At 64.2% G+C, this 20,288-nt stretch carries 5 protein-coding genes; 3 read left to right on the top strand and 2 right to left on the bottom strand.

Annotated features, from left to right (window positions below; all coding sequences use genetic code 11):
• Window positions 1-5 precede the first annotated feature (5 nt).
• Window positions 6-2,759, top strand: a complete 2,754-nt coding sequence (locus tag FBR05_06575) for a hypothetical protein (GenBank protein MDL1871853.1) — start codon at window positions 6-8, stop codon at window positions 2,757-2,759.
• A gap of 6 nt (window positions 2,760-2,765) precedes the next feature.
• Here the strand turns inward: FBR05_06575 and FBR05_06570 are convergent, their stop codons facing one another.
• The gene (locus FBR05_06570) at window positions 2,766-3,173 is read right to left on the bottom strand and encodes a PaaI family thioesterase (protein MDL1871852.1); all 408 of its coding nucleotides are present in this window, start codon (window positions 3,171-3,173) and stop codon (window positions 2,766-2,768) included.
• Window positions 3,174-3,208: 35 nt separating this feature from the next.
• Window positions 3,209-5,086 (bottom strand): ABC-F family ATP-binding cassette domain-containing protein, encoded by a 1,878-nt coding sequence (locus FBR05_06565; GenBank protein MDL1871851.1) that lies wholly within the window; start codon window positions 5,084-5,086, stop codon window positions 3,209-3,211.
• A gap of 364 nt (window positions 5,087-5,450) precedes the next feature.
• Between FBR05_06565 and FBR05_06560 the strand changes: the two genes are divergently transcribed.
• Together FBR05_06560 and FBR05_06555 are read left to right on the top strand one after the other, a co-directional pair.
• Complete coding sequence (locus tag FBR05_06560) at window positions 5,451-5,825, top strand: hypothetical protein (protein ID MDL1871850.1); 375 nt, start codon at window positions 5,451-5,453, stop codon at window positions 5,823-5,825.
• 138 nt (window positions 5,826-5,963) lie between these two features.
• Window positions 5,964-20,288 (top strand): hypothetical protein (locus tag FBR05_06555; GenBank protein ID MDL1871849.1); only part of this gene is annotated, 14,325 nt, incomplete at its 3' end.

The following is a 20,288-nucleotide window of genomic DNA, read 5'->3' as shown; positions in this document are numbered from 1 at the left end:
ACATTATGGAATATTCGATACTTGGCTCCCGGCTCCAAGCCGTTTCGGCCGGGGCGTCCGCGACGCCCACCTCCAGGAACCCGCGTCGGGAGGGCGCCGCGATCTTGGCCCGCCTCCTGGAAGGGGGCGACGCCCCCGGCGCGCTTTCCGGCGCCTTGGCGGGGGCCGACGGGGATTTGCGCCTGGCGCTGTACCGCCAGGGCGGGGCCTTTCGCGCGGAGCTGGAGCGGAATTGGGGCGCGGACGGCCTCGAGGCGATGCTTCATCTGGCGGGCGAGGGCGATGCCCAACTCTTTTTCGAGGGCCTGTGGGGCTTGGGCCGCGAGCTGGAGAATCGGGATCGCCTGCCGCAGGCCGCGACGGTCTATGGCGTCTTGTCGGAGGCGGCGCGAGCCACGGCCGCCGCGTCGCCGGTCGAGTCCGCGGCCTGGCTAAGCGCCCTGGAGGCCCGCGCGCGGGAGCGCCTGCGAACGATGCGCGGCGAGGGATCGACGGGCGCGCGTTTTGAGTTTCTTTCGCGTCGCCTCGCTGCCCAGGCCACCGATCCCGCCATGATCCTCGGCATGACGGCGGCGGGCATGACCTTCCGCCTGGCGCGCGTCGCGACCCTGAGCCGCCTCGCCGCGGCGCCGACGGTTTCGCTTGTGACGCGCGGCTGGATGCCCGGCGCGCTCGCCTATGCCTCCGGCATGTTCGCGGAGAGTCTCGCCTTCACCGCCGGAGTCCGCGGCGGCAATGCCTTGCTGGGGCGCCCCCAGGATTGGACCTTTGATGCCGTGGGCCGCGAATGGGCCTCGGGCGCCTTGACGCTCGTGGGGCTTCGCGCCACCGGTGCCTTGGCGCGCGGCGCGGTGCGGGCCTTGGGCCCCGGCGAGGGTTTGACATTGTCGCTGACGCGCGCCGTCCTGCCGCAGGCCGGGATGCTGGGCGGGATCCTGCTCAGCCACCGCCTCGAGGCGCGGCTGGGATTGAGGCCGCGACTGGCGGACGGCACCGAGTTCACCGACGCCCTGGCGACGCTCTTGCAATTCCATGTCGGCGGGCGTCTGGCGCAGGGTCTGATGGGGCCGGGTTGGATGCGCCTCGAGCGGGGTTTGGACCTGCAGGCCGAGGCCTTGGCGCGGCGCGCGCCGCTGCGGCCGCGGTTTCCCGGTTCATTCGGTCCCTTCACTTCTCTGGCGGCGGCCGGCGCGGGTCTTGGATTGCCCCTCCGAAATGCGGCGTGGCCCGAGAGCCTGTCCGAGCTGATGAGCAAGCCCCTCTTTATGTCCTCCGATCGCAGCGATCCGAAGGGCCCGAGGGATCCCGGCGCCGGGCGTGTTCTCGGCGGGGAACGCGCTCCGTCGGTGGAAGGCCCTAGCGCCGAGGCCGCGATGACCCGCGAGCAGTTTCAAGACCTGTGGCGGACGCTGCGTATGACGCCCAACCCTGAGCTGCGGCGCGACCTGATCGGGTTGCTGCTCAACGAGGCGCGCGTCTCGCCCGAGGCGATCGCCTTCCTGAGCTCGCTGCGGGACGCCGAGGGAAATTTCCAGGGGCGGGCCGAGGTCTTGGAGCAGATCGATGCGGGCCTGCGGAGCCTCGACGTCTCCGCCCTCCGGGAATTCGCCGGCAGCAATCCCTACGCCCTGCGCAGCCTCTTCGAGCTGGGCAAGGGCGGCAACGCCCGCGCCCTGGAGGCGGTTCAGGAGATGGATTTCTCCCCCTATCTCGAAATGGCCTCGGGCGACGCCGCCCGCTTGGTCGAGATCTCTTCGCCCCTGCGCTTTGCCTTCGAGGGCGGCAACGCCTCAGCCAGGCGATTGGTGCAAGGGCTGGGCGAGCCGGTCGTAGAGGCCCTGTCGCGGGAGGCCCAGCGCCATGTCTCTGAGTCTTCCATGTCCGACGCGGCGAAGGCGGTTCAGTTGCTGGCCGTCGTTGGCAGGGGCGAGGGAGACGCCGCGGTCTCGGCCCTGCGCCGGCTGCGAGAATTTCCTGTCGAGCTCTACGAGAACAAGGAGATCGAGGATTTCACCGTCCACTCGCTTTACCTGATGGCTCAGGCGGGAAATCCGACGGCGGCGGAGCTGCTCGCGAGCATCGAGCTCTATACGGTCGCGCCGGGTTCCGCCGGCTTGCTGTTGAAGTTGTACCGCTACGGCAGCGAGGGCTCCTTCCTCGACCTCAAAGACCTGGCCGAGGAGGGAGATTTGGGCGCGGTCTCGGTGCTGCACGACTTGGCGCTTTCGGGCCTTCGGCCCGCGGGCGATTTTTTGGGAAGAATGGACCCCGCGCCGATCCTGCGCGAGGCGAGGACCTCGGATCGGGCGCTCTACGCCCTGGGTCTGATTTCCCAGCACGGAAATCTCCACGCCGCCCAAGCCTTCCAGGAAGGCTCGGCCCTCGCGAACCGCCTGCGCGGATTGCTCAACGCCGATCCCTATCGCCTGCTCTCGGTGGTCACGCCGGAGATGCTCATCGAGCAGTACGCCTCGGTCGTCGAGGGCTTCGATGCGCTGCCCTTGCGGGCCCGCGAGTCCATCAGCCGCGGGATCCTCGAGGCCTGGCAGGCCGAGGCCGACAAGGCCGGCTACTATGCGGATAATCCCGGTCGGGTGGTCACGGAAGACCTGATCCCGCAATCCTTCCTCGTCCGCTGGGCGGCGGAGGGCGTCGAGAGGTACCGCCGCGCCGATCGCGAGGCGCCGCCGCCGCGGCGCTCGGAGACGCGCCCCTCGGACCGTCCCGGTCCCAAGAAGCCGAAGCGCTTCGTCAATTAGCCGGATTCAGTAGATATTGTAGGTCCCCACCGCGAAGGCGACGTCCTTGCCCTCCTCGCGGAAGACGTGGCATTCGATCACCGCGTGCGACCTGCCCTTGAACTTGACCTTCGCGTCGCAGAAGATCTTCTCGCCCAGCTTCACCGGCGAGAGGTAGTTGATCTTGAACTCGATGGTCGAGGTGCGCTCGCCGCTCGCGAGTTTGGTGAAGACCGCCGCCCCCATCGAAAAGTCGACGAAGGCCGAGATGACGCCGCCGTGCGTGACGCCGGCGGGGCTCAGGTGCTTGTCCTCGATAAGCAGGGAGGTGCGGGCGCTGCCGTCGGCATAGGTCTCGATGTCGTAGCCTAAGACGGCGCCGAAGTTGTCGGGGTGGGGGAAGATGCGCTGGACGAGTTCGTTGAGCTTGGCCATGGCTTAGAGTAGGCACCGCGGCCCGAGGAAGTCAATCAGCTCTCGGATTCTTCCAGGCCCCCCAGGCGGGCCTCGAATTCCCGGAATTTTTCATCGTGGCGCGTGGTGACGAAGTCCAGGCGAGCGTAGGCCTCGTCGATCTTCTTCTGCAGCTCCTTGAGCGTCTTCGAGATCTCGACGAAACGGTCGACCTTGGCCTGCTGCGAGGCCTCGGCCAGCTCTTGGTTGATCTTCGCGACCTCGCCTTCCCAGGCGGCGATGGAGGTCTCGAGCTCTTCCATCTCTTTTTTCAGCGGGGCCAGGGCCTTGGAGCGCTCGGCGACGAGTTCGGAGCGCTGTTTGCGCTGGTCCTTTTTGTTCAAGGCGGGCTTGGCGGCCGGCGCGGGGGCCGGGGCGGTGGGTGCCTCCTGTGGGATGGGGCCGGGGTCCTCTTCCTCCCAGCCGATTTTTTCCAAAAACTCCTCGTAAGTACCGTTGAAGACCTCGACGCGCCCGTGGTGGAAGACCACCAGCTTCGTTGCGACGTCTTTCAGGATCATCTCGCTGTGCGTCACGATGACGACGGCGCCGTCGAATTCCTGGATGCTCTCGACCAAGGCCTCGATCGACTCCATGTCGAGGTGGTTGGTCGGCTCGTCCAGGAAGATCAGGTTGGAGGGCCGCGCGAGGATCTTGCCCAGCTGCACCCGGCTGCGCTCGCCGCCGCTCAAGACCGCGATCTTCTTTTCGGCCGCGTCGCCGCTGAACATCATCGTCCCCGCGATGCTGCGCACGGCCGTGCGGCCCAGGTCGATGTTGGCGCTTTGGATCTCCTCCTCGACCGTCAGCGACTTGTTGAGGCGGTCGATATTGGTCTGGCCGAAGTAGCCCAGCTGGACGTTGGGGTGCGAGTAGATCTCGCCGTCCGTCGGGGGAAATTCGCCGGCCATGACGTTGAGCAGGGTCGATTTGCCCTTTCCGTTCTTGCCGATGACGGCGATGCGGTCGCCCGGCTTAATCACGAGGCTCAAGTCGCGAATGAGGGGGACCCGGGGGTCGTAATGGAAGGAAACGCCCTTCAGCTCCATCAGGCGCTCGGCGTAGAAGGGGACCGAGCGGAAGGAAAAATCCAGGTTGTCGATGTGCGCCAGCTTCTCGAGGGCCGGCATCTTTTCGAGGCGTTTGATCCGCGACTGCACGGCCGCGGCCTTGGTCGCCTGGGCGCGGAAGCGGTCGATGAAGGCCTGTTCCTGCTTGCGCTTCTTCTCCTCGTTGACCCGCGTCTTCTCGTGGATCTCCTCGTCCTGCAGGATCTGGGCGTAGAGCTTTTCGGTGCCGCCCTTGATCTTGCGCAGCTTGTTGCGGTGGATGGCGGCGGTGTGGGTGACCACGTCGTCCATGAATTCGCGGTCGTGCGAGATGAGGATCAGCTCGTTTTCCCAGTTGCGCAGGAATTGGGTGATCCAGCGGATCGAGACGATGTCCAGGTAGTTGGTGGGCTCGTCGAGCAGCAATAGGTTGGGGTTGGAGACCAGGACCTTAGCCAGGTTGAGGCGCACCTGGTAGCCGCCGGAAAACTCCGCGGGCGGCCGCGCCATGTCGGCCTCGGTGAAGCCCAGGCCGAAGAGGATGATCTCCGCCTTATAATGATAGTCTTCCTCGCCCGGCGGCAGTCCCAGGCAGGCCTCCTGCAGGACGGTCGGCTGGGAGAACTCGATCTTCTGCGCCAGGTGGCCGATGCGGTAATTGCGGGGGAAATTCACCGTGCCGGAATCCGGTTCTTCCTCGCCTAAGATGATACGGAAGAGGGTGCTCTTGCCGTGGCCGTTGCGGCCGACCAGGCCCAGGCGCTCGCCCGAGCCCATCTGCAGGCCGACGTCCTCGAAGAGGACCCGGCCGCCGTAGGATTTGCTTAAACCTTGGATCATCAACATGCGGCGGCTGCCCTAGCTTGTTTTCCTCTCCCCCGCAATATCTGGATGCGGCCGATTTCGAGGGCTGGAAACCCTAGACCCATACCCCGATGGGGGAGTCAAACCTCGGCCTGGCAGCCGAGGGCCCCAGACGCGGGAGCCGGAAATGAAGACGGAGCAAATTTATTTCCTTTCAAATTCAAATACTTATATTATTTTTTAATTTTCTCTCAAGTCGCCATTCTCTGGCACATGCCTTGCTAATTTTCCCTGTCGAAGGAATGGGGGCACCTCTCTCTCCACCTCCCAATCCCTCGCCAAGAAAAAACAAATACCGTTTGCTCCTGCCTCCGGCACTCCAGCTTGAGCTCAGCAAAGGGTGTTCATGTCGAATCAGGTTAAGGGCTTCAACGACCTCATCTCGGAGAGAAAAGCATCTCCCCTCAAGTTTGCCTGGGATAAATTCAAAGAAATCGGTGCGATCCGCAGCGCGGTGCCCTCGGTTCCCGCGGCTAGGCGGCCGGGCAAAGCGACTGTCGACCCCGTCCATCGTCGGGCCCAGGAATACCAGATCCTGGTCACGAAGAAGAACTCCGCAGCTTTACGCTTAGTCCCCACTCCGACCGCCGCGGCGCCAAAGGCGGAGGCCCTGTGGACAGAGCAGATCCTGAGTCAAGGCCTCCATCAGGCCAACCCGCAGCCGCGCCAGGATTTAGTCAAGCCCAAGGCCGCCGGCATTCGCTTCTTATACGGCGCTTAATCCGCATTTTTCGGGCTTTTCGGTTGGCGAGAGGTCCTTAGAGATTTACAATTTTCTAGGTTTCCGGCGGCCCTGGCCTCCACCGCCCCGCATCATTCCTAAAAGCACTCCCATCGCTCACGGGCATGGAGCTTCCGTATGGCAGATAAGGTTGGACTGGGTTCGGGATCGGTCCCCCCGCAGATTATTCCTCCAGCGCAGGCCGACGCCTCGAAAGTGGATGCCTCGGCCGGCGCCGAAGGCGCCGAGTCGCCGTCCCAATATTTTTACGAGATCGCCCAGTCGGGGTACGAATTTCTGGCGAAATACGCCCAGGCCGCGGCCGAGGCGCAAAAGCCCAAGGAGCTCAAGCCGGAGGAGGCCGCCGCCCATTTCGACCAGGCGGAGAAGGAATTTCAAAGCACCTACAAAGACGCCGGAACGGGCCCCGCTGCCGAGGCCCAAGCCAAATCCAAGATCGACGCCATGCAGGCCGCGATGCCGGCCCTGATGGAGCAGGCGAAAGACCCGGAAGTCCAAGCCTACCTCAAGGAATTCCAAGGCGGCGAAGCGGCAGAGGCCAAGTCGGGAGACGCCGCCGGCACGGACGCTTCGCAGCAGTGGGGCGCTCCGGTTCCGAAAGATCCGGCCAAGGCCAAGGCGGCCTTCGAGATCCTCTCGCGCCTGCGCGCCTTGGAGCAGGCCAAGCATCACTACTATTCCAAATACCATAAAGGCTCCCAGGACGATCTCGCCCGCCGGTCCCTCGAGAAGCAACAGAAGCTCGAGGCGAGGCTGAAGGAAGTGGGCGAGGAGCTGCGCTCTCAACCGGATTCGGTGGAGGCCCAGCGCCTGCTGGTGGCGATTGATAGGACGATCGGAGATGACTTCGCCCTGCGTTGGGATTTGGAGGCGTGGAAAAAGGCCGCCCAAGGCCTGAAGGATCCCGCCGCCAAGGTGGAAGAGTTGAATTCAGTGCTCAAGGTTTGGTCTGAGCTAGGCGACAACATGCTCGGCCAAGGCGCCGCCGAGATGCAGGCTAAGATTCAGTCCTTGAAGGACGAGATCGTCGCCACCTTGCGCGACAATCCCAAACTAATTTCGGTAGACAACAAGCCGGTTCCGAACGGCGCCGAGCACGTCCGCGTGATGCTCGATCGGATCTTTCCGTCTCCTCCCAGCGACACAATCTTGCAGCCGGAATTGCTTTCCGGCCTCAGCCTCGAGGGGATGAAAAATTTCGCTCAATTATCGGTCGAGGCCGACGCGGCCATGCTGTCCGCGATGCAGAAGTCCCAAGCGGGTGACGCGCAGGGGGCCAAGGAGGATTACCTCAAGGCCTTGGGCGCCTACGCCGAGTTGCGCGACGAGGCCGCCGCCCGAGCGATGGACCGGGAGATTCGCAAGCTGTTGGGCCGGGGAGACGCCCCCATCGAAGACTACAAAATGCTGGGCCGCATCCATGCCGAGTTGAAGGGCAGCGGGTTGAAGCTGGAGGCGGAGCTCAAAGAAGAGATCGCCTCCCCCGAATGGATGGGATTCTTTTTGGAATCCTCGATGAAGGTGACCAACCGCCATTTGCGGGGCGCGGATTCCAAAGTCGCCGACGACAAAGAATTGGCCGAGATAATGCAGGTCGCGGAAGACCTGATTCAGGCGGTGAAGATTCGCCAGGAAGCCGGGATTGCCAATGACGATCCGGTCCAGTTGATGGAGATCGATCGTCTGCAATTGGTGATGCAGAAGAATGCCGACGCCAAAAAATTGGGTTCGAAGGAACGGCTTGAGTTGCGCGAAAAGGTCGTCCGCCTGGACGTCGCGAGGTTTCCGGAATATGTCGACGCGCTCACCCGGCCGATTCGCGGCGCCTGGGAACCGGGCCTGCTCGATCGCATCGCCCATCCCGAGCGCAGCGGCGCGATCGGCGTGGGCATTGTCGCGGAGGACCTCGGCAAGGAGATGCTGGAGCACCTCAAGGCTTGGGAAGAGGACCTGGATCACAGCCAGCTCGAGCCGAAAGCGGAGTTGGACCGGCGGGCCGATATGTCGGCGGTGCTCTCGCTCTTCTACCCACTGACGAAAATCGGGGAGAATCCCCCGCTCAACCAGGAGCAGCTGGCGCCCTTGGTCCGGCGCAACGCCGAGCACCTCCAGGCCCTGGCGTCCCAGGTGATCGCCGAGCGATTTCCGATGGTGGCCCGGCAGCCCGAGCTTTTGCAGGCGATAGGGGAGGATGTATCGGCATTAAGCCAAGAGGCGGTCCAACGCGGCGACGCCTCTTTTGCCGCATTGCTGCGAAACCCGAAGGGTCTCGAGGCCTTCGTGGCCATGAGCTACAAAGCTTATGACCTGGAGACCCGCGCCAAAACGCTCGAAGCCAAAGTCGAGGCGGCCAAGCTCAAAAAACTGCCCGAGGAAAAATCCGCCAAATGGCAGGCTGAGGCCCTGCAACTGCGCATGCAGGCGGCGGAGCTTTATTCCAAGCGCGGCGGCCCCCCGGAACGCGTCAAAACGGTGCTGAAGCCCGCCATGGATTTCTTCGAAGGAGTTGCCGCCGACCCCCATCTGACCGCGGCGGAACGCGCGGAGTCTTTGCTGGACATCGCCAAGCTCTACCAGGCGGTCCGGCTTCCGGAGGAGGCGGCTCGAGTCTATGAAAAGATCGTCGCCATGGAGCGGGACCGGTATCTCAGCGGCACGGTGGACGAGGGCCTGCAGACGGCCGCGACGCTGGCCCAGGGCCATCGGGCCCTCTTGAAGGAGCCGCCCGATTACGACGCGGCGAAAAAATTCTTCCAGTCCTTGCCCGGCGTGGAAGAGGCCCAGCGGAGCTACGACGCCATCGTCGCCTACCAAAGATCCCAACGGTTGCCGAAGGTGCTGGGGGCCTTGGAGGCCGTGGCCGCCGAATACGCGCAAAAGTTGGAGCAGCGGAAGGGCAAGGCGGAGGCCGACAAGTTCCGCGCCGAATTCAAGGCGCGGGCGGAGCTGTTCCGCGACAAGCTGGAGAGCGGAGATTACCGCTCGATCGAGGATTTGTTCGCGGCCTTCGGATACGTCCGCCACGACGCCCATCAAGGCCGGGACTTTTATAAATGGGCGGTCGGGGAGAGCGATTCCATCGATTGGCGGGAGTTCAACGAAAAATCCCTCAGTCTTCTGCAGACGGCGACCAATCCCGAGGCCACGGACCGCGATTTCGCCGCCTTGGGACTGGAGATGGGGACCTATCTGGGTTCGGCCGGCGATTTCGATCTCTTTCAAGCCGGGGCCAAGGACGTCGCCTATTTTGGAGCGGCCTCGCAGATCTTGGACATGATGGGCAACGATCGATACGTCGGGACCCAGGCGAAATCCTACCGCACGGGCATCGCCAATCGCTCGGTGATTCATGAAACGGGCGTCTTCCTCGGAAATCTCTCCGTCGTCGGCGCGGAGAGCCTGAGCGAGGCGGGGAAAAGCGCCGCCCTTTGGCTGGTCCCGGCCGGAGTGGGCCGTCTCGCGGGCGCGGGGGCCCGCCTCATGGGCGCGGGCGAGCGCCTCTCCATCCTCGCCAACGTCGCGGCCTCTTCCTTGAGCGGCATGTTGGTCGAATCGGCCTGGACCGGAAATTGGGACGCCTTTTCGGCCAAAGGTCTGGCGACGACCGGCACGACCACCTTTATCAGCTACTTCGGCTACCGGCATATCGCGCGCCTCAGCCAAAAGCTCGGCGAGGCCGCCAAGCGCAGCTCCACCTTCGGGCAACGGGTCGCCGGTCAGGCGGCGATCGGCTTCTCCACCCGAGTCATGCTGGAGATGGGCGAGTTCACCGCGGGCGGGCTGTTCGAGGCGGGGATGTCCTTCGCGCAGGAGGGCTTGGGGATCCAGAAGGTTTCCGAATTGGAACAAGAGGCCTCCCTGATCCTGCGGATCTTTTCCAAGGTGCTGAAGGGCGGATTCGAGGAGAAGCGCGAGAATCTCGGTGAGGGATTTGCCGGGAGATTGATCGATTTCTCGACGGGGGGCTGGCTCCACGCCGTCGAGCAGAAGGCCCAGCTGCAAGACCGCAAGACGGACATTGAGGCGGCCGCCCGGGGCTTCGGCTGGGATTTGGATTTCAACGCGGCCAAGGCCTGGGTCGAGGAACGACGACCGGTGGACGGGGCCAAGGCCGGCGAAAAGGAATTGGCCGCGCTGTTGGCCATGGATCCGCAGCGTTTGGAGGCCGTTTCCAAGGATCCCGCAAAGATCGCCCAGGCCAAAGAGGTAGTGCAGAAACTGTATCCGGATTTGGACCCGAACTCCTGGGAGGCCCAGCTGCGCGCCTTTCAAGTCTTGGACTATTTCGAGGTCAAAGGAAAGAAGGGCATTGCCGAGCAGTTCGCCGAGTTCCAAAAATCGGCGGAGTCCTTGGGCATCCGATCCCCCGAGCACCTGTCGGCCTATTACGAATTGGCCTTCCGCGGCCTGACGCCCAAACAAGCGAAGCAAATGGCGAAGGAGCTCGCCGCGACGCCGAAGCTCAACGACCAGCTCGATGTGCTGGTCGACGCCTACGTTCAACCCGGAGCCAAGCTTACGGACGACTTGCGAGAGACGATGCGGGCCGAGGTGGTTTTGAGCCTCCTCGAAGAGGCCGTGGCATCCAAAAAATCACCCCGCGCCTTATTGGAGCGGGACGTCCAAGCGGCGACGCCTTTGGCAAAGGCGCCGGAAGCGAGCCCGGAGGCCGGACCCTATCGAACCCAAGCCAATTTCGCCGGCCTCCCTTGGACCTTGGGCGACATCTACGAAGGCCTCGCCAAGCTCCTCGGCATCACGACGCGAAAGGCTGCGAAAGAAAGAGGATGGAAAGAGCTCGACGCCTGGGTCGAGGCGACGAGCTCAGATCGCGGGCCGAGCTCCGATGCCGTTTCTTCCGAGGCCCTAGCCAAGGCCGTCGCCCAAGGCGGCAAAAAAACCGCCCGGGCCGCGGACACCTTGGTGGAAGGAAGCGGGATCACCCATCCCGGCCTCAGCGAAAAACTTCAGCTTCGCTTTGAACGGATGGGGCTCGATGCGGGGCAGATCTCCGCCTTGGCCAAGCAGTCGGCAAAATTTCAAAAGGGCCTCCGGGCGATCGCGGAAGGGCTCTTGGGGGAGGGCGCCCTCGCCACCCCGCAGGGACAACTGTTGGCGGCCGAGTTATTGCTGAAGGCGGTCGAGTTTGGCGACCAGGGGAAGGATCCCGCGAAGGCGCTTCAGTATTTCCAGAATGTGGCCCAGGACCTGCGGGAGGCCAAGCCGCAACTCGATGCCGCCGCGGAAAGGCTGCTCCAGGCCCGCGATGTCCACCAAAGCCCCGCGGCCTATTCCGTGAAAACGACCTTATTTTTGAAGGCGCTCCAGGACGCCGCGACCGGAAAAAAACTCGCAGCGAGCCTGGCCTCCTGGACGGAACCGGCGCTTTTGGGGCGCATCGCGGAGGTCTTGCTGGAGGCGGAGGCCACCGGCGTCAGCACGCCGGAGGGACGCGGGAGGATCGCGAAAAAATTCATCGCCCTGTTGGGAGCGGCCGGAAGTCCGAAGGCCTTGTTGGGCGCCCTGTACCCCGCCGAGGCGCGGCCGGTACCGCTCAACCTCCAAGGCATCGCCTCGGTGGAGGAGGTTGGGGGCCGAGCCCGCACGAAGTACGCCGAGATCGAGGTCGAGGCCGGCAAGGCCTGGCTTTTCCCGAATCCGGGCCGCAAGGTGGAGGTCTACAACCCCGTCACGAAGACCTGGGTCCCCGCCAAAGAAGGACAGCCGCTCAAAAGCGGGACCTGGATCCGTCAAGAGGGCAAGGACTTGGGACGCAAGCTCTTCACCTTGACGCCCGACGGAGAGGTCTACCTCGAGGAGATCGGCAGCGTCGCGCGCCGCATGGAAGAGGGCGGGAGCGTGATGCGGGACCTGTATGAAAATTTTCCTGCCTGGTTCGGCGCCGGCGAGGCCCTCTCGATGCGGGACTACGACGATCTTACGAAGATCGTCCCCGAATTCTTCCGCCGGGTGGAGGGCGATCGGAATCCCGATTGGGACCGGTGGTACGCCGAGATCGAGGGCGCCGTCTCCGCCCTGGAGCCCGCGGTGCAGGCCCTGCCTGAGCACAAGCAGGCGGAGTTTCGCATCGCCTTGATGCGGAAGCTGGCCGGCGGCAAGCTCACCGCCGAGCGGGCGCGGGCTATCGCGGAGGAGGTGCTGAAATCTCCGCTCGATCCCGCCTTGTTCCTGGCCGGAGATGGAGGACCCTTCGGCGACTTCTTCGGCGCCTTCGAGGCCCAGCAGCCCAAGCAAGATTACGGCGAAGTCTTTGGCGATGAGGCCCAACTTGGTGTCCACGGCTTGCCGGACCCAGAGATCGATGTCTTCGGAGAAGGCACGGAGATGTCGCTGTCCCCCGAACAGGTGGTCCCGCTGGCCATCGCGGCCGCGGAGGAGGATTGGTGGCTGGGGAGTGAAACGCCAGCCGACACGGATTTGACAGGGGGCGACGCGGTCGAAAATGTCATTCCGCTTTTGCCTCCGCAGCGATCCAAGGCCCCGACGGTGAAGTACCCGGACCAGCTCGCCGCCGCACGGCTAGGCCAGCCCGAGGCGATCGCCGAGATCCTCGGCCAGGAGGCCATGGCGGAGGGGATGCGGCAGATGGAGGCGGCGCTTCAAGCCGCCGACGAGCCGGCTCAGATCTTCATCCGTCTCCCCAAGGGCGAGTCGCGCGAGGACGCCCTGGTCGCGGTCAGCGAGAAGGCCGACGCCCTGAAGCTGACCCTGGAAGATTTCGGCGGGCCGGGGGAGTTGGTGTTTCTCACCCCGACCGGAAGGAAAGTTCTTGTCAAAGTCGAAGTCGAAGGCGCGGCGCCACTGAATCTTCCGCCCAAGCCCTTGTTTCAAGAGGAAGACGAGGCCAAAGCCGACGCCTATTACGACGAGGTCTTGCGGGCCTTGCAGCACGACACCGATCCTTCGGGGCACCTCCCGTCGAAGTCCGAAGCGGCCCCACCGTCGGATGAAAAGGACCTGCTCCACGGTCCCGTGCGAGACCGGATGGCCAAGGCCCTCACCGATTTCCTCGGGATGCAGGTGAACCGCGCGAGGATGGCCGAGGCCTTTCCCGACGCCGCGGAGGTCTTTCGGGTTTTCGAGGAGGCCGGTGAATTGATTAAGCGCATCGAGCGCAGCGACTGGGGTTCCAAGGATTGGGCCGATTTGAGGAAAGGGCTGGAGGCGTTGCGGACGCAGATCGAGGCCGCCGACGCCCTCTGGGTCCAATCCCAGTCGGTGAAGTACTACATGTCCTTCCTGGACACGGCCTTCACGCCCCTGCTGGTTCGTGCCCAAAACGCGCCCGCGGAGGCGGAGATCCCTCTCCAGGCGATTCAGACCCCCGAATGGCTCGACTCACCGGACTTCGAGTTAGGGATGTTGGACGACGCGGCGCGGGCCCGCGAGGGGAAGCCGCCGCGCTTTGACGCGCCCGCGATGGTATTTCAAACTACGGATGCCGAGGCGGTCGCGACGCTGGAGGCCGCGGTCTTGAAGAAGGCCGAGGCGCTCGGGCTGGAGCTCGTCGCGAAAAAGCCCGGAAAGCTCGAGTTCCGCACCCCGATGGGCGGTGGCTTCGAGGTGAAGATAGAGGCCGTCCCGCGCCGCGTGTCGCTGGATCCTCAGGCCGACAAGATCCCGCTTGGACCGAAGAGCTACCTCGAGCGGAGCGGGGACCGCTGGATTTTCAAAAACCCGGGGAAGGAGTCCTGGTTTATCGGTACGGACGCGCGCGGCATGATTACCGAAGCGGCGGTCCTCCGGGACGGAGACCTGCTCGTGTCTTTCGATGGGCAGGCCGTGGTCCTCGAAGACCCGGTGCTGCGCGCCAAGCCCGCCTTCCGCGTCGCTTCGGGCGTGAGCGCCCTCAAGATCCCCGAGCACCCCTTCGATAAGATCCCGCCGCCGCAGGAGCTGCGGGACCATGGCATCCAGCTGGGGAGGAATTTCGAAAAAATCGAGGTCACCTACCAGGCGAGGCCGGGCGAGAAGCTTCTGATCCGCCGCCCCGGACAAACGGATCCGATCGAGCTGAAGCCGCTGAACGAGGCAGCCTCGGGCGGCAAGTCGTCCAAGATACGTCCCGTCGCGGTCGCCCTCCAAGCGGGCGACGTCCTCGAGATCCACACGGTCGCGGTCGGCAAGAAGAACCCGGTGGCGAGCTTTCCCTTCGGGACCTACGGCGGCCTTGTCGGATTGCCGAAGCTTCCGAGTCAAAAACCGGTCCTGGCCGGACAGCTCACCGCCGCGGATCGGGAGACCGTGACGCTTCAGGATCTTCCCGCCTTGGGCGGCTTCCCGGAACGCCCTCAGGTGGCGGTTGCTCTGGGCGAGGATCAGATCTTCCTTCGGCCCTACCAGGTCACGGACGCGATTTTGCCCGGGACGAAGCTGGGCAGGGCCGTGAAGACCGAGCCGGTCCCGGGCGAAAAGGGCAGGCTCCTGGTCACCTTCGAGTTGGAGACGCTCGGACTTGAGGGCCGAGAGACGGTGACGCTGCCGCTCAGCGACACCGAGGCCCATCGCCTGGGCTTGGTCGGTCTCACCGGAAAGCTCCTCCCCAAGGGGAAGATCCCTGTCCTGCAAGTGACGACGCTCCGCGCTTCGGAAAAGCTTGCCCCTGCGGCGCCGAAGCCGGTCGCGCCTTTGTTGCCGGGGCGACATCCCATCGCGGGACCGGTGGCGGGCTTTCCGAAGGGCGCCGATCTCAAGATCGTCCTGGAAGGGGAAGCGGGGGTCGAGACCGTGGGTGAATTCCTTCTAGAAGGGGAGGGACTGAGTCTGCGCGCCGTCTCCGATCAGGTTCAGGTCCTTTCCGAGACGGGGCGAGAGGGGCCCGGCGGCCTGAACGCCGTTTTGTCTCCGAAAACTCCCGAAGGCACCGCGTCTCAAACGGGAACCATGGAGACCAAGACCTGGTCCCTCGCCCAGGGAGACGTGGTTCAGATCGGAGACCGATTCTTCGCCGTGAAGGGAAAGCCCGAAAACCTGGAGCTGATCCCATTGGCGGCAGATCCGCGGGCGATCTCGAAGCAGGAGTGGGAGCGGCGCGCCAAAGAGGCGAAGGTCCCGACGCGGGCCTATCTCGAGGTAAGCTTCGCCCCCGCCGAACTGGAGATATCCAGTGCGCGGGTGGACACGGGTCCCGACGGCGCCTTGTACTTGACGCAGGGCAAGGGCTTTACCGTGGTCGATGCGAAGGGGCAGCGGTTGACTGTCCTGCAACAGGAGGCGACGGCGCTTCAGGTCGGCGACAAGGTCTATTACGATGAAGGTCTCGGCACGACGCTGCCGAGCAAGCCCGTTTATTTGGGCGAGGTAGTGGCCGGTGGGGATGGGAAGCTGAAATGGAAGCCCGCGGAGAGCCGGACGGCCGCGGTCGATCGCGAGGCGCCGACCGAGTTGGAACTACCGGCCGTCGCCACCAAGGCCCCCCCATCCTCCCTGGCGAAGCTGACGCCGGTGAAGCTCGACGCCCTCGCCGCCATGGCGACGATTGAAGTCGGCCGGAAGCTGGCGGGCTTTCCGCTCCTGGGAAAAACGACGATTCAGGAGGAGCCCGGCCGCCTGACCGTCTCCATCGGCGTTCCCGGCCGCGGCTACGCGACCGAGCTGGCCGAGAACCTCGCGGCCCGCCTGCGCAAGGAGCACCCGCAGGCCGGCGTGAAGGTCGTGCAGGGCAAGGACGGAGCCGTCTTCGTGATCGCGCGAGCCAAGAGCTCGGACCGCGTCATCGCTTTCAACCTTCGGTTCAAGGCCGAGGCCTCGCCCGCTCCCGAGGACATACTGGCCTATGCCAAGCAGTTCGAAGAAAAACACGGCGAGAAGTTTGCCGCCCTGGCGAAGGGCGACGTCAAGGACTCGCCCGAGTCGACCTCCATCGCCCTTTCCTCCGAGTACCACGCCGCCCTGCGCCCGCGCGAGGCCTTGCAGCGCCTCTTGGAGATCGGTCCCAAGGTCCGCGCCCTGGCTCCCGAGATGGAAGGACGCTTGCTTGCGCTCGAGGCTGCATTGGCGAAGGGCTCGCGCACGGACCTAGCCCCCGACCCCGAATTGACCGCCTACCTGAAGGCCAAAGAAGAGATGGCCGTTTATGAAAAGACGCTGCGCGAGTATGAAAAACCTTCCGAGCCGTTGAAATATTCCGAAGTTGAAGTGGAGATCGCCGCGGACAGGCCGGGAGTGGTTCTCGAAGAGACGAAATCGACGCCGGTCGACCGCGAGGCGGTGACCGAAATGGATCTGCCGGTGCCTCCCACGCCCGTTGCTCCGCCGTGGAGCGGGCTCATGGCGGGTCTCCATCAGATAGCCCTGCAGGCTGTTCCTTACCTGCCTTTAATGCCGGTCTTCTTCGATGCGGTTCTTAGCCAGGGATTGCTGGGCGGCGGGGCGCAGTTGGCTGCGGGTTGGTTTGGAAAGATCGGGGACAAGATGAAAGGATGGCTTTCCGGCCCGCCGGCCGGAGAGGCCATCCCCGTCGTTTTCCAGGCCCCCGTTGCGGCCAAGATTGCCTTGAAACCCGTACTGGTCCGGGACGGCGGCGGGGAGGGGATCGCGATCGGAGGGGACGGCGACCGCGCCAGCGACGGCAAGATCCTGGGACAGTTCCATATCCCCGGCCTGACTGCGGGGGTAAAGTTTCATTACCTGGACGACTACGGCGTTCCGAAACTCTACCCCGCCGGCAGGGGAGGGTTCGAGGTCCAGGTCCGGCTCAAGGCGGACGATTATCAGATCAAGACGTTGAAATTATCCCCGGACGGGATCGATTTCGAAAGTGGCGACCAGATCGTTCTGCCGCATGCCCAGGGTTCTGTCACCCTGACTCTGCGCGTCCGCCAAGAGGGGGGCAAGGACGTCTACGAGGTGGAGAGCAGCCGTCCGCTCGTCGACCTGGGCCTGGAGGGACTCCCGATCGGTTTTCCGGCTGGGAAAAATTCCTTCACCTTCGGCGAGCGCAACGAGGACGATCGGCGCGCCACGGCGGCCGGCGGCGTAGGCGCGATCCAAAACCCGCAGACCTACGGCAAGATCGAAAAAGTGGAAAACGGGAGCTTCCTGTTGCGTCCCTCGGCCTCGCCGGCTTTGCGGCAAATTTTTCTGGTGGACGCTCAGGGAGTAGAGACGCCCGTCACCCAGCCGACCCGGATCGTGCCCGGCCAGAAGATCCTGGTCAAAAATCCGACCGACCCGAATCCCTCCAGCAACCGCATCTTGTTCCGTTTCGAGCACGAGGCCGATATTCCCTCGGTCGCCGCGCCGGAGGTACCTTCGCAAGCGACGCCGCCAGCCCAGGCCGATGCCGTCTCGCCGCTGGAGACGGGCTCCTATGTCTGGCAGGCCGGCCTCGATATCCGGTACCTCCCGGAATCTACCGACGTTGCGATCCGCCATCCGGACTTGACGGGTGAAGACGTCCTGGCCCTGCTGCATCGGGACGGGCAGGATTTTTGGGTCCTGCCGCGCAACGAGATCGTCCAGGTCCTCGATGCCGCCGGCCGGCCCTTGGGCCTGGAGCGTGGCTTTGATTCCCAGACGGGGGAAAGCATTTCCTGGGGCTACCGGGTGCCCGAGCAGGCCTATCTTCGCATCGGGGACAAGCTCTATGCGCGGCAAGGAACGATGTGGTCTCCTCTGCAACAGGATCCTTGGAGCGGACGCAGCTTTCGCCAAACCGGGGATCTCGAGTTCGAGATCCTCGACAAGGATCGGCTTGTGCCCGATGCCGGTTTAACGCCGGCAGCGGGCCCTATGCCTGTGCCCGAGATTCGCGCCGCGGCCGTCGTCGATCCCGGCGCCCAAAAATTTTCCGTCGAAAAATTACCCCTCGCCGTCCAGGACAACCTACCGGACAAGCCGCGGCGCGCCGCCTTCGCGCAAAATGAACCGACCTTCGCTTACGGATCCTTCGCCGCCCACACCGACGAGGGTTTGGGTGGCAAGTCGGTGAACGAGGACGCCTACGGAGTGCTCCCCGAATACGGCGTGGCGATCGTCGCCGACGGCATGGGTGGCATGGGCGGGGGCGACAAGGCCAGCGCGGTGGCGGTCCGCAAGCTTGCGGAAATCGTCAAAAATCCGAGTTGGGTTGGAGATCTGAAACAGGCGCTGATCCATGCGGGTCGGGCGGTCAACGAAGAAGTCAACCCGCCGGACGATCCCACGAAGAACGCGGGCACCACCGCGGTGGCCCAACGCGTCGTGCAAAAGAACGGGCGCACTTACGCCGAGATCGCCCACGTCGGGGATGCCGGCGCCCTGGTCTTGCGGCCCAAGCCCGACGGCGGCTTCGAGGTCGTCTTCGCCACCCGCGAGCAGTCCCTCGTGGCCCAGTGGCGCGATTTGGGGTCCTTGAAGAACACCATGGAGATGCGGTGGTCGCCTCATTCCCATGTCGTCTCGGGCGGCTTGGGTCTGCGCAAGGACGCGAAGCCCGAGTTTGCCTCCGTGGAATTGCAGCCGGGCGATTGGACCCTCCTGTTCTCCGACGGGATCGGCGACAATTTCTCGAAAGACGAATTGTCCGTCCTGGTCCAGGGCAGCAAGACCCCGGAAGAGGCGCGGGAAAAGATCCTGGCGGCCCTTCGCCTTAAAATGGAGCGCCTGCAGATCGGATCGGAGCAGCTCAAGGCGGGACAAAACGTCTTCCTCGTTCCGGTCCGAGAGAAAGGGGCCGATATCCAGGACTTAAACATGGTCCCCATTGACGGGCTACAAGACTATTACCTGGACGATGGAGGCAAGGTGGTCGGGCGCGCGGTGCAATTCAAGGATGCGCAGGGACAAGTGCGCACCGGCGTCGAGGTGCCTTGGGCGAAGGGACGCTTCGCGGTCCGAAATACCAAGGACGAGATGGAATATTTTCAGGGAGAGGCCGTCCAGGGCCTGGATTATTTCCTTCCGGTGGACCGATACAAGGCCGACAACATCTCGATTCACGTCTACAAGCACGAGCTGCTGCCCCCGCCCGTCGAGGAAGAGTGGCGCATCGACGACGTGCTCGACGAGACGCCGCAGACCTTGGACTCGGAGGGACCGGCCACCACGAAAATGCAACCGGTTCCAGGCGTGGTTCCGCCGCCCCCGACCGTCAAGCTGGCGCCCATCGCCGAGGAAATCCCCCCGACCCACAAGTTGCTTCAAGCCGTATCGGCGCCGAAGCATCCGGAAGAGACCGGCGCGCCCTCTTCTCCGATCTTGGCCCGCGTGGGCACCAAGGAGATCGACCTCTCCGCCGCCACGAAGGAGCCGCAGGTCGTCTACCGCGAGGGGCCGGTCGTCGTGGAGCTCTCCGTCGACGCCATCGGTCGCTATTTGCTGAGGGGCCGGGGCTTCAATTGGGGAAGCAAGCCCGTCATGGTGGAATTCGAGGGGAAGAAATTCCAGCTGAGCCGCATGAAGCCCAGCGCGCCGCCTTTGGAGGTCAAGTCCGTGCCGCCGCCCGATGTCGAAAAGACCCACGTGGCGATCGCCGTCGGGACCTCGGATTTCAAGACGGGCCTCTCCGAGTCCAAAGGGGAACTGGCCGCCTCCGACCTCCCTCTCGGCGTCGAGATGGAGCTGATGGCGATGCCCACCGCGCTTTGGGACCGAGACTCCGACAAGAACGAGGTGCGTGTGGAGGACGTCCTGGCCGAGAAGCCGGTCTCCGTGGGCACCCTGACGCGGGAGGAAGCGGGCGGGCTGACCTTACAGCTCCGCAAGGAATTGCCGCCGGCCTACTTGGTCGATTTTCGGGACGCGAGCGGGGCCTTGAAAAAGGGCTCGAAGGGATCGAACTACGACCCGATCGCCCTGGCGGAAGGCGACCGGATCGGGATCGGCCCGATGGGGATCATGAAATTCGTCGTGGCCAAAGACGAAACAGGCGGCCTGATTTTGCGTCCCGACGGCATCGACCAGAAGGTCCGGGTCCACTTGTCGGCCGCGGGCATCGTTTCCGCGAAGTCCGATCAGCCCTCTCCCTTCAAAAAGATGATCGAGGAGTCCATGAAGGACAAGGCGCCCGAGGCACCCGCGTTGCCGGCGCTTTCTCCGGAAGAGCGCCTGGCCCTGGCCTCCAACGTCTCCTCCAAAGAGAGGCTTGGGATCGTCCGCGATGACAAGCTCTTGTCCGACCCTCGCAGGGTTCAGGAGTACGTGGATTCCACCAAGCGCCTGCTGGGTCCGACGCTCAGCGAACAGCTGGGATTTTTACTGGTCGACAGCCCCGAGGCTCGCGCCAAAATTCAAAAGCTGCGCGAGGCGGTCGCGCGCCGCGCCGGACATTCCTATCCCAACGTGACCAAGCTGCGGGAATATGCCGCGGAGGCCTTGCTCCAGGAAGGGATCGATATTTCCGAGCGGGCCCTGAAAGAGCTGGGCCTGGGAAAATCCCTGGGGGTCGTGAATTTGACCTTGGGCGAGGCCTTCTTGCCGCAATTGTATCCCAACGACGTC

The sequence above is a fragment of the Deltaproteobacteria bacterium PRO3 genome, from assembly GCA_030263375.1.
Taxonomy (GTDB): domain Bacteria; phylum UBA10199; class UBA10199; order DSSB01; family DSSB01; genus DSSB01.
The sequence above is the reverse complement of the archived record's forward strand: the minus strand, read 5'-3'. Positions and strand labels throughout refer to the sequence as shown.